Annotated in this window: 7 protein-coding genes; 1 reads left to right on the top strand and 6 read right to left on the bottom strand. The window is 64.0% G+C overall.

Annotated elements, in window-relative coordinates:
• Positions 1-215: 215 nt before the first annotated feature.
• The 4 genes from AX729_RS05290 to AX729_RS05275 all read right to left on the bottom strand — a co-directional run bounded on the left by AX729_RS05290 (position 216) and on the right by AX729_RS05275 (position 4,219).
• The gene (locus tag AX729_RS05290) at positions 216-833 is read right to left on the bottom strand and encodes a DsrE family protein (protein WP_061020853.1); all 618 of its coding nucleotides are present in this window, start codon (positions 831-833) and stop codon (positions 216-218) included.
• A 24-nt stretch (positions 834-857) separates the two neighbouring features.
• Positions 858-1,406, bottom strand: coding sequence for a hypothetical protein (locus tag AX729_RS05285; protein ID WP_245325066.1), 549 nt, complete (start codon positions 1,404-1,406; stop codon positions 858-860).
• A gap of 77 nt (positions 1,407-1,483) precedes the next feature.
• Positions 1,484-2,527, bottom strand: a complete 1,044-nt coding sequence (locus tag AX729_RS05280; RefSeq protein ID WP_156456736.1) for a TAXI family TRAP transporter solute-binding subunit — start codon at positions 2,525-2,527, stop codon at positions 1,484-1,486.
• Positions 2,528-2,590: 63 nt separating this feature from the next.
• Positions 2,591-4,219: a coiled-coil domain-containing protein gene (locus AX729_RS05275; protein ID WP_156456735.1), complete on the bottom strand. Its 1,629-nt coding sequence runs from the start codon at positions 4,217-4,219 to the stop codon at positions 2,591-2,593.
• A gap of 678 nt (positions 4,220-4,897) precedes the next feature.
• Between AX729_RS05275 and AX729_RS05270 the strand changes: the two genes are divergently transcribed.
• Positions 4,898-6,286, top strand: coding sequence for an MFS transporter (locus AX729_RS05270; RefSeq protein ID WP_061020851.1), 1,389 nt, complete (start codon positions 4,898-4,900; stop codon positions 6,284-6,286).
• A 38-nt stretch (positions 6,287-6,324) separates the two neighbouring features.
• Here the strand turns inward: AX729_RS05270 and AX729_RS05265 are convergent, their stop codons facing one another.
• Together AX729_RS05265 and AX729_RS05260 are read right to left on the bottom strand one after the other, a co-directional pair.
• On the bottom strand, positions 6,325-8,520 hold the full coding sequence (locus tag AX729_RS05265) for a hypothetical protein (protein ID WP_061020850.1): 2,196 nt from the start codon (positions 8,518-8,520) through the stop codon (positions 6,325-6,327).
• Between the two features lie 205 nt (positions 8,521-8,725).
• Positions 8,726-10,345 (bottom strand): B12-binding domain-containing radical SAM protein, encoded by a 1,620-nt coding sequence (locus tag AX729_RS05260; RefSeq protein WP_061020849.1) that lies wholly within the window; start codon positions 10,343-10,345, stop codon positions 8,726-8,728.
• Positions 10,346-10,468 lie beyond the last annotated feature (123 nt).

Raw genomic sequence — 10,468 nt, 5'->3', positions numbered from 1 at the left:
CACTCAGTCCTCATCCTGAGGGCCCGCCAAAGGCGGGCGTCTCGAAGGATGACCGCAGGGAAAGGCTCTCAAATGCGATAGCCCTGCCCGCAAGCGGGAGAGGGAGTGCACCTCCGTCGTTGCACCGATCACGCCTCATCCCATCATGCTTTAGAAGTGAGCGCCTCAATCCGCTCCGCCCGCGAAACGCATGCGGCGCCCGCTTTGCCCGGACCTCACGGCTTGACATAGCTCCAGCCCTGTTCCTGCAGCTCCATGACGCGGACGACACCGGATTTGACGACCGTGGCCTGCGGAATCAGGCTTATGTCCTTGTTCTCCGCCTTACGCATGTTTTCCTGTGTGTTGCCGCACGCCTTGAAGGAGATTTCGGGATGGCTCATCGCGAGGACCTCGATGCGCGGCTTTACCGGCGATGTGTCGTCACGCAGCATGTTGAGCCCGGGACCAAAGGTGACGACCTCGATCGATACTGGTTCACCGACATCCCGGTAGTATTGCGCGACGTTGGTCGCATTGTTGAGCGTGAGGTTCATCATCGCAGGTTCGTTGGAATTAACCTGCAGTATCAGCCGATGTGGCTTCGTGGCGATCTCGGGCTTGGTCATCTGAGCCAGCGCTCTCTCGTTCGCAGGGTTCCGCTTGCTCGTGTGATCCTGCCCCTGTTTGCCCGCCTTCTTATGTCTGACTGAGTGCTTCTGGTCGCTCGCCTGGATCTTCGCACTCGCCTGCAGGATCAACTGGTTGTCCTGCTGCGCCTGCGCGTTCGATCCAGCCGGAAGCAGCATCGCCAAGCCGCTGATGACTGCCATCGCCAATTTTGGATTGATCATTTCGTATCTCCCGTTCCCTGATCGTCACCGTCCTGGTCGGGCGACGGCATGCGACCATTTGCATGCAGCCCCCACTTTTTCACGCACGTTCTTGAATCCGCTGAGCAGGAATTGTCCCTCTTGCACCGCGCCGGTGCGGGTGGAAAGACGCACAGTGATGTAACCGTCATCGGGTAACGACCTCAGCAACGGCACGACGTCGCCGCCGAAAGCGACGCCGGAGCCGGATGGCGGCGAGGCTGCCGTGAGTTGGGTTGGCGGCTCCGCATTGAGCTGAAAGGAGACCGCGTATTCATTGGCGCCGCGTGACACAGTCGGTCCTGCGACGATGACTTCCGTGCGGCTCTTGCGGCAGTGGATCGCGAGTTGCATCGCGGCACCATCCGAGCCGCCAACGGAGGAGGTGGTGGCGGTGACGACCGGTGAATAGTCGACAGGCGATGTCGTCTCGCTGACCAGCCAGCCATCGTCGGACGCCCGCCGGCCAGCCGGTGGAATCTTGCGTGACAGATCCTGCAGACATTCCAGCCGGGCTTGCCCCGCCATCGCCGAACAGGCCCGAAGTGTTTGCATGGGATCGCTCGTGTTCTGCGCAGAAGCGATTCCGCAGGCCACATTGAAAGCGACGGCGAGCGGAGGCGCGGCACACTTCATGGCCGCGCCTGTGCACTGCGCGCTTTCCGATCCAGCCAATCCTGCGCGGCCTGGAAGCGGGTGAGCCCGGGCACGGTTGCAGCGAGATTGATTGACTGCCATTTCGGATCGAAGCCCGGCGCCTGCAGCCTGTCGATTCGCGAGAACAGATACTCGACAAGGCGCGCCACGCGCTGGTAACGATTCGAACGTTGCGGCCAGTTGAACGCAACGAGCGCCGTCGGCACCGCGATGGTCGAGATCCGCTCGCCTTGTTTGATCAGATTGGGATACTCGTTGGCGTCCAGGGTCGCGGGCAGATAATAATCCTCGAACCTCCTGTCATAGTTGACCGGGAGGAACTTGAATCCAGCCTCCCAGCGGCCCTTTACGAAGGCGTCGACGGGTTTCGATGTAATGAACACGACGGCCGCCATCTCGCCCTTGCGCATCTGTTCCAGGGCCAGCTGATGCGGAACGAATGTCTTGTCGACGTCGATGCCGAGGCGGCTGAAGATCAGGGGTCCGGAATAGGCGGCTGCGGTGCCAAGCGTATTGAAGTTCACCTTCTTGCCGGCAAGATCCTGCAGGCTTGTGATCTCAGGCCGCACCAGGATGTGCAGCTCGGATGGGAAGAGATTGAGCAGATACGTGATGCGGCTTCGGATCTGAGGTGCCTGAACCTTATACTCTTCGAGCGCGTCGGAATTGATGATGGCGGTATCGACGCCACGCAAATACAGCAGCGCATTCAGGTTGTCGGTGGCGCCACGCGTGACGATTGGCAGGAGATGCAGCTCTGCTCCGTCGTCGACGACGCGGGCCATTTCTGCGGCGAGACGGATGGGTGCGCCCTCGAGCAGACCGCCGGCGAGCCCGACCGTCCAGGCGTTCATCCGGTCCTTTTCATTCTCTGGCGGGAGCGGCCTTCGGACGAGTTGAGCATCAGCCTTGGGATTTCTCGCCGTTTGCGCTTCCAGGCAAACCGTCTGAAGCAGCATCGCGACCGGCAGCAGCCCGGCGAGCAGGAGCAGCGAGAGTGACTTTGGCGCCTTGTTCATGACGTTCCCTTCCGAGTCAGCGACCGCAACCTTTCGTCCCGCAGGACTGCGACAAGTCCAACCTCAGCGTCGCAATGCATCCAGCCGTTCCTTCGCTTCGCGAATGCCGCCCCGGTGTGCCTTCGCGTAGAGCTCTCGTGCCTTGGCCGCTTCGCCGCGCGTTCCATAAGTCCCCCAGGCGGATAGCACCGCCGGATCGTATGTCTCCGCGAGCATGAAACTTGCCTGCGCAATGTCCTTCTCGGCCGCGAGCTCGAGCACGATCCGTGCTGCACCGATATTTCCCTGATCGAGCAACGCCCTGGCGCGCGGGAGCAATCGAGCCTCCGCCTCGCTTTGGTTTGCGGCCGTCAGCTGCTCCGCGACAGCCGCTTCCACGCTCCGCGGCGCCGGCGAGATCGGCCCTTCATTTGTTTGCTCCACCTGGAGGCGCGCGTCGGCCGAGACCGATGCACGGTCTTTTTGCTTGGCTTCGGTCCCGGTCCGCTCCTGTTGCAGCGACCGCCGTAGCTCGGCAATCTCCCGGTTCGCTGCCTCTTTCTGCTGCGAGGCCGCATCGTTCGCCTCGCGCAGTTGCACGTTCCGGGTTTCGATCTCACGGCGCGTTTCCGCGAGTTCCTTCGCCAGCGCGGCCGCATGCGCCTGGGCCTCTTCGACAGCGCGGCGTTGTTGTTCGGCATTGGCTGCTGCCGCTTGTGCTGCTTTGGCCTCGGCGGCGAGGGCGGCGCTCTTCTGCCGCTCGTCCTGCAAAGCCTGCCGCAGCTCCGCAACCTCCCGCCCGACGGCTTCCTTTTGTTCCGCGGCCGCAGCTTCCACCATGAGCGAACTGCGCGGTATTCCGGCGAGTTCGCTCGCGAGCGCGGCGGCGCGTGACTGCGCCTCGTGGCGTTCTTGCTCAGCGCTCGCCGCTGCCGCCTGCGCGGCGTTCGCTTGCTTCACGAGGAGGCCACTTCTTTGCCGCTCCTGCTGCAGGGACTGCTGCAGTTCCGCGATCTCCCGCGCCGCCGCATCTCTCTGCTGCGCGGCCACATCGTCCGCCTGGCGGGATCGCGCGTTGCCTGCGTCGATCTCGCGGCGGGCTCCGGCAAGTTCGTTCGCAAGCTTGGTACTGTGGGCTTGCTCCTGTTGAAGTGATTTACGCACCTCCTCCGCAGCGATTTCCGCCGTGTGCGTGCGCTTGACTGCGTCGTCGAGCTCCCTGCGCGCCTCGGCCATCTCGTTGACGAGCGCTTCAATGCGCGGCGCGTCTTCGTCCAGCCGCTGGCTTGGTCGCACGACGCTTGCTGGCTCCGCCTGCATCAGGGCTCCGCTCGCTTCGCGCTGAAGCAGCGCCGGCGAACCGGTCGTGATGTCCGGCTTCCCGTCGAGGCTGAGGGCGCTCTCGCTGCCGATGTGCGTCATGGTCTGTTGCGCCGTGAATGGCGTGAACACACCGAACAGGGAAGCAGCGACGAAGACGACGGGAATCAAAATCGCGGCCACCACGAGCGAACCGCCCGATTTTTCGTCCTCTGGATCCACATCCTCAGCTACGAGATACCAATGGGTCGGCGCCGGATCGATTGGCGAGCCGTCCTGCCAGACCCATTTGCCCGCCTCGGGTGACCAGTGGCCGACCTCAACCGCCCCGGTCGCATCTTCTACCCAGATGTCGTCTCCGCTCCTCGGTGCTGTATCAATTGGTCGGCGCATGTAGCACGCCTCTTTCAGCGGCAACTCCAATGGAGCGGACGGCCTGGCCTGTTCGCATGGTTGCAGCACTCGATAAGAACACGCGTAAATCGAAATGAGCCAGGCGCCGGATGCCGCAGCTATTTAATTATTAAATAATTTAAATATTTATAGTTTTCCCCCTGTGCAAAGTCAAATCATTTGCTGCGGCACGCGCGGCGGCCAAAAGCAGGGCAGATCGGTCGTCGTGAGCCGGAGGGATGAGAGGTCCGCGTTCGGGAATATGGTCGTCCGGATCAGTTGACGAGAACGACCATGAGGTCAGGTGCGCGTGGCGACGGGCACGAGCGGATGCACCGAACTTGCTCTCGAAGCAGACATCGCGCATTCAGGCGAACTCATGCGGAGCTTAAGCCCATCCACGGCAGGATAGCATTCTGCCGGTGTTTTGCCCGACGGGTCAACGTCGCCGCAGCGTCGGATGTCGCCTCGGCACGGTCTAAAAATCCCTTGTCGATCAAGCCCATCTCTACTGTGCATGGGGTTGTTTTCGCACTTTTTTCGAAGCGCGCAGCCGCGGGCGGTGCGCATACACCGCATGCACACGTGTGTCTGTGGGAGGTGGCCCGGCCGTAGTACATGCCGAGGTTCCCTCGGCCACGCTCTCGGCGCAACGCGCCGGGCAATGACACCAACGCAATGACAACCACGTTACCTGCCGCCGCGCGCGATCCCGACCATCCGACCGCCGACGGCCTCCCGCCCGCGCAGCGGCGCTGGGCGATCGCCGCGATCTTCACCGCGCTGGCGATGGCCTCGCTCGACACCGCGATCGCCAACATCGCCCTGCCGGCGATTGCGGCCGATCTTCGCGTCACGCCGGAGCAGTCGGTCTGGGTCGTCAACGTCTACCAGATCGCGCTGGTCGCGACCCTGCTGCCGCTGGGCGCCCTCGGCGAGATCGTCGGGCATCAGCGCATCTATCTCGGCGGCCTCATCCTGTTCACCATCGCCTCGCTGTTCTGCGCGGTGGCATGGTCGCTGGACAGCCTCCTCGTCGCGCGCACGCTGCAAGGGTTGGGGGCGAGCGGCATCATGAGCGTGAACACGGCGCTGGTGCGCTTCGTCTATCCCGGGAGAATGCTCGGCCGCGGCTTCGGCCACAATGCGTTGGTGGTTGCGACCGCCTTCACCTTCGGCCCGTCGATCGCCTCCGCCATCCTCGCGCTCGGCCCGTGGCCCTGGCTGTTCGCCGTCAACATCCCGTTCGGCCTCATCGCCATCGGCATCGGCTTTGCGATGCTGCCGAAGACGCCGCGCGCCGATCACGGGTTCGACTTTCTCGGCGCTGTCCTCGCCACCGCCTGCCTCGGCCTGTTCATCACCGGCATCAGCAGCGCCGCGCACAACCTGTCCCCGGTGATGGTGACCGCCGAGATCGTCTCGGCCCTCGTGCTCGGAATCGTCCTGATGCGCCGCCATGCCGATCATCCCGCGCCGATGCTGCCGATCGACCTGTTCAGCCGGCCGATGTTCGCGCTGTCGGCGGCGACCGCGGTTTGCTCCTTCGCAGTCCAGGGCCTCGCCTTCGTCTCGCTGCCGTTCTATTTCGAGGACGTGCTCGGCCGCTCGCAGGTCGAGACCGGCTTCTTCATGACGCCCTGGCCGCTGGTGGTCGGCATCATGGCGCCGATCGCGGGGCGCCTCTCGGACCGCCACGCGGTCGGCCTGCTCGGCGGCATCGGCCTGGTGCTGCTCGGTCTCGGCATGGCGCTGCTCGCGATGCTGCCGGCCAATCCCGCCATCGCCGACATCATCTGGCGGATGGTGATCTGCGGCATCGGGTTCGGCTTCTTCCAGGCGCCGAACATGAAGGCGGTGATGTCCAGTGCACCGCCGCACCGCAGCGGCAGCGCTTCCGGCATCGTCGCCACCGCGCGCCTGACGGGACAAACCACGGGCGCAGCGCTCGCGGCGGCCTGCTTCGGGCTCGCGGGCCACAATGGCGCGACGCTGGCGCTGGCGCTCGGCGCAGGCTTTGCGGCGCTCGGCAGCGTGATGAGCTTCTTGCGACTCGCGGTGAAATAGACCGATCGCAGTCCCGCGCTCGATTCGCCAGCCGGCCGTTACAGCCCCTTCTGCGCGATCGGACGGCTCACCACTGCCGCCGCATCGAGCGGCTCGCACGTGACCTTCCGTGTCAGCCTTGGCGGCCCCGTCCAACCCGCGGTCTCGCTCACGGGCACAAATGTGCTCCCTTGCGGCGCCAGGATGATCGGCTCCGACTTCAGGCAGAGATCGGGAAATGCGATGCCATGGCCGCCGACCTGGGTGAACTGCCCGACCAGCGTCTGCGAGGCCTGCATCCGCGTCGCCGGCGACGCCCGCATCGGACGCTCGGGATCGAACGCGCGGTAGCACGGCCAATCGGTGTGGTTCGGTGCGAACTCGTAGACGACCCGGCACGCCGCTCCGGCCGATTTCACGAACGGCGTGTTCGAAGGCGCGGCGGCATCGCGTTCGAAGACCAACGTCTGCAGCGTCAGAGCTTCCGTCGTCGCGGCGGACGTGACGGGCTTGCCCAGTTGGACCGCGACTTCTCCACGCGAGAACACCAGCCTGGTTCTGGGTCGCGCGTCCCTGGTCTCCAGCACCAGCATGGGCCTCTCCGCCCAGGAGCGATCCAGGTCCACCTCGCCGTTGGCCATCATCAGTTGCACATTGCCGACGGAAGGCTTGTCCTTGGCGAAATCGATCATGCGAAGATGCACGCTCGACTTCGCCGCCTCGAGGCTCAGGAAGCGCAGGTCGTCCGCCTTGCGCGTGATCGGCATCATCGGATCGAAGCGATCGTCGATCTCGAACCGGACGATCTTCTTCAGCTTGGCCGACAGAGGCCCTTTTGCGGCGAGCGGCGGAGCAACGTCGATCACGAGCAGGGCTCCTTCGGGCGAGAAGGTATTGCCAAAGGCGCGCTGCCAGACGGCGGTCAGTGGCGAGTCCGTCTGCTGCGCGATGTCCCGCGCGAAATAGATCTGTTGCCCGGGGCGAACCAGCGGAAAGTTCTGAAATGCGCCGAGCGCCGCGCCGTTGCGGACTTCCGCGTCGGGGAAGGTGACGCATTTGGACCGGTCGTCATGGTCGGTCTCCTCGACCTTCCGCGACGCAGAGCGCGAACAGAAGCTCAGATGTTGCTCTGCCGTCTTCTGCGGGCTGGCCGAGGTCGCATAGATGAGATCCGAACTTCCGGGTACTTCCATCGCAAGCGGAGAGGTTGCGAACATGTCGACCTCGACCCGGGTCAGCGATGGGCCCGCATCGACCGAGCAGAGATCCCGGGTCGGCAAGGTGTTGGTGAGGAGCCGCGCCGCATCGGCGCTGACGACGCAGGATATGCTGTTCTCCGAGTTGTTCCGGCTCATCCAGATCAGATGATCCTTGCCCGCTCCATCGACCAGGAGATGCGGCGCCGCGTGCCGCCGGCGCGGCGGCAGCCAGACCGGCATGGTTTCCGTCAGCATCGGCACGCGCTTGAGCAGCACGTCCGGCAACCGCGTCACGCCGACCGAGCGCAGTTCGGCGCTGACGGCGTTGGGATCGGTGGTCCATTCCAGAACGGGAACACTTGCGCAGGTGATGCAGGTCACGGCCAGATTGGAGCGAAGGTTCTCGAACATGAGAATGACCTGATCGGGGTCATCTGCGTATTTGGCAGGCAGGATCGCCTTGAAGGGATGATTGACCACGCGGCTGACCTGAAACCCGTTCGACCGCGACGGATCCGAATCGAATTCGAAATAGGTCGATCGGTCCCAGCCGCGATAGGCGCCGTACCCTCCGACACTCACACCGGCCAGCACCATCTTGGAATCGGTCTGGCAGCGCGCCGCGCTGCTCTCCTGACTGCTGTTTCGTATGTAGACACACAACCGAAACGCCGCGTTCTGCAGAATGCGATCGCAATCGTTCTGGTTATAGCCGTAGGTGGCAAGGCCGTGGCGATAGCACAAATCGTGAAAGACGCAGGCCTGCCTGAAGCGCTGCAGGACGAGATGACGCTTCTGGTTGGAATCCCGTCCGCCGTCGAACAATATGTTGGCCCAGCGCGGCAGGCTGCAGTTCAACCCCTCGCCGCCGCCGCCGATGGTGCTGACGACGTCAGGTCCCGACTGAAAGGTGGTGACCGTGGCGGGCATCTCGCCATCGGTGATGTCGTCGACGTTCTTGTAGATGGAGTCGGCGATGAAGGAAGGCAGATACGCGACGGCCAGAACCGCAACGGCAATCAATGCAATCGACCAGCGGATCACCTTCCTGAACATGGCTCAACCCCGCTAACGCCAATCCGGCAATGACGCGGCCGCGCACCTTAATCATGGTGGTGCCGGTGTCGTCCTGATGACGATCAGCTTGAGGTTGTTCGGCTGTCAAGCCGGGATCTCACACATGACAGCCACTTTGATTGCCGGAAGGCCTGCCCCGCGGCGCATCAAAGCGCTCCGCGGCCTCCCATGGGCGCTCCGGATATCAGGCCAGATGTCGAACCTCGGTCGCGTCCGCAGCCACGACGGGATTGGGCATGTGCCCGTCCAGCGCGGCCAGGCGCTCATCGATGGCAGCGATCACCTTGCGCGAGAACGGTCCGAGATGCGCATAGGCCGCGATCATCTGCACGGCAATGCGCGCCGACGACGTGTCGCGCTTGGCGCAGTTCATGAAGGTCTGCCACAGCGGACCGCGTGCTTCGGGAAGCGCGGACACCACGCGGTGCACGGTCTCCATGGCGCCGAGCTTGGCGCGGATGTCCCCTTCCGCGAGCTCGTGGCGCTGCCGCGAGCGGTCGAGCAGCGTCATCAGCCGGTCGACGCGTCCGGCATAGGCCGCCGGGCTGTAGACGTGCTCCAGCACGCGCTTGTAGTCCATCAGGATATCGCGCAGCGGGCGCACCGGATCGAAATTGATCCCGGCCGTGCATTGATCGGCGCCGATGGTCGGCGCCACGTCGTGGCCCGGGTGAAGGCGGCCCTCGCGCTCCAGGCGGCGCGTCAGCTGCGTGTTCGGCAAGGCATAGAGCAGTCCGACCATGCTGACGGGAATCGCCGCCTCCTCGATGAAGTCGATCATGGCGTCCGCCATCGAGACCTTCTCGTTGTCGAAGCCGACGATGAAACCGGCGGTGACCAGAATGCCGGCGGCGTAGATCTTGTGGATGCTCTCGGCGATGTTGCGCCGCGTGTTCTGCTTCTTCCGCATCGCGACCAGCGTCGCCGGGTCCGGACTTTCGATGCCGACGAAGATGCCGAAGAAATTGGCCTGCCCCATCAGCTCCAGCAGCTCCGGATCGTCGGCGAGGTTGACCGAGGCTTCCGTGGAGAATTCGAAGGGATAGCCGTGGGTGCGCTGCCATTCGGCGAGCCGGGGCAGGAACTGCCGCAGCGACTTCTTGTTGCCGATGAAATTGTCGTCGACGAAGTCGAGATGGCCGCGATAGCCCATCTGGTAGAGCGTCTCGAGCTCGACGAACATCTGCTCGACGGTCTTGGTCCGCGGCACGCGCCCGTAGAGCTCGATGATGTCGCAGAACTCGCAGGTGAAGGGGCAACCGCGCGAATACTGCACACCGAGATAGAGATAGTCCTCGAACTTGAGCAGGTCGAAACGCGGCACAGGCGTCTTGGTGACGTCGGCCTGGAATTTCGGCGCGGTGAAGACGCCGGATCGCGCGCCACTTTCCCAGGCGGCGATGAATTCGTCGATGATGCTCTCGGCCTCGCCGAGCACCCGGAAGTCGGCCCGCTCATAGATGTGGGGGCTCGACGTGGGATCGGGACCGCCGACCACCACCGGCTTGCCAGCCGCGCGGCAGAGCTCGATCAGTCGCAGCGTGTCGGCCTGCTGCGGCATCATTCCGCCGGTGAAGACGACGTCGGCCCAGGCGAGATCGTCGTCGCCAAGCGGCGCCGTGTTGCAATCGATCAGCCGGACCGTCCAGCTCTCGGGCAACATCGCGGCAACGGTGATCAGCCCCAAGGGGGCGGCAGGGCGCTTGACGCCCATCACTTTGCAGGATTCGCCAAAGCTCCAGAAGGACTCTGCCGAGAACAGCGGATAGAGCATCAGTACGTTGCAAGGACTCGGCACGTTCATGGAACTCCTTCTGCGTCGGCGCAGTGTATCAAAGCGCCCGCGTCTTGCATCCCGGCAAAAGGGACAAACTGTCGCCGCGGCGACCGGTCGGGAACCGGTCATTTCCGGCCGGACGTCGCCTGA

The organism is Bradyrhizobium sp. CCH5-F6 (assembly GCF_001556045.1).
Lineage (GTDB): Bacteria > Pseudomonadota > Alphaproteobacteria > Rhizobiales > Xanthobacteraceae > Bradyrhizobium.
The sequence above is the reverse complement of the archived record's forward strand: the minus strand, read 5'-3'. Positions and strand labels throughout refer to the sequence as shown.

Bases quoted from the DNA above. Each gene is read 5' to 3' on its own strand.
- AX729_RS05290 (WP_061020853.1), bottom strand. From the start codon at position 833: ATGATCAATCCAAAATTGGCGATGGCAGTCATCAGCGGCTTGGCGATG.
- AX729_RS05260 (WP_061020849.1), bottom strand. From the start codon at position 10,345: ATGAACGTGCCGAGTCCTTGCAACGTACTGATGCTCTATCCGCTGTTC.
- AX729_RS05265 (WP_061020850.1), bottom strand. From the start codon at position 8,520: ATGTTCAGGAAGGTGATCCGCTGGTCGATTGCATTGATTGCCGTTGCG.
- AX729_RS05270 (WP_061020851.1), top strand. From the start codon at position 4,898: ATGACAACCACGTTACCTGCCGCCGCGCGCGATCCCGACCATCCGACC.
- AX729_RS05275 (WP_156456735.1), bottom strand. From the start codon at position 4,219: ATGCGCCGACCAATTGATACAGCACCGAGGAGCGGAGACGACATCTGG.
- AX729_RS05285 (WP_245325066.1), bottom strand. From the start codon at position 1,406: ATGCAAACACTTCGGGCCTGTTCGGCGATGGCGGGGCAAGCCCGGCTG.
- AX729_RS05280 (WP_156456736.1), bottom strand. From the start codon at position 2,527: ATGAACAAGGCGCCAAAGTCACTCTCGCTGCTCCTGCTCGCCGGGCTG.